Annotated in this window: 2 protein-coding genes; one reads left to right on the top strand and one right to left on the bottom strand. The window is 33.4% G+C overall.

What is annotated here, in order from left to right:
- On the top strand, nucleotides 1-537 hold a 537-nt coding region (locus AC1DTM_RS29245; RefSeq protein ID WP_477001573.1), incomplete at its 5' end, for an AI-2E family transporter.
- A 46-nt stretch (nucleotides 538-583) separates the two neighbouring features.
- On the opposite strand, the gene AC1DTM_RS29250 is transcribed toward AC1DTM_RS29245, so the two are convergent.
- A partial coding sequence (locus AC1DTM_RS29250; RefSeq protein WP_477001574.1) for a YesK family protein occupies nucleotides 584-857 on the bottom strand: 274 nt, incomplete at its 5' end.

Consider the following 857-nt stretch of genomic DNA (forward strand, 5'->3'; position numbering starts at 1 on the left):
AAAGAACGCATTATAGCATTTACTTCGAAATTTAAAGATAGTAAGCTGAAAATTTTTTATGAGGAGATTGCATATTTTGGTGAAAGATTTGCAAGATCGTTCGGAAAAGTAATTGAAGCACAGTTTTTAATTGCGGTTGTCAATTGTGTGCTCACTGTAATTGCACTTGTCATTTTAGGATTTCCGCAGCTTCTTGTATTGGCTGTCATGGTCTTTCTACTCGGTTTGATTCCAGTTGCTGGTGTTATCATTTCATTGTTTCCACTTTGTATCATTGCCTATAATGTCGGCGGGGTTATGTATGTTGTTTACATACTAGTGTTCATTACAGTAATCCACGCTCTTGAAAGTTATTTATTAAATCCAAAATTTATGTCTGCAAAAACGAATTTACCTGTTTTTTATACATTTATGATTCTTATTTTCTCAGAACATTTCCTTGGAATATGGGGGCTTATTATTGGGATTCCAATCTTTATCTTTTTATTAGATGTACTTGATGTAAATAATGATGAACCGATTAATGATACTAAGTGATAGAAAATGACCGATGTTTTCTCTTGATGAAAACATCGGTCATTTGTTATTTTTTCTTTGGAGGAGGTAGTTTAACGAAGGTATTTGCAATTAAAGCTATAATAACAGCAGCAAAAATAAAGACTGCGATTACACCAACTCCCATACCTGCCCATCCTCCTATAAGGAAGATACTTATCGGTATTGCTAACAAGCTTAAAATAAGTAGAATCAATCCGAGATTCTTATCATATTTTTTAGTTGGAAATAGCGTTCTGATGATTAAGAAGAGGAAAAGTATTAAGGATGCTACAGCTAGCAAGAGGATTACAATCGTCCAA

The sequence above is a fragment of the Bacillus sp. P4_D3 genome (assembly GCF_056401855.1).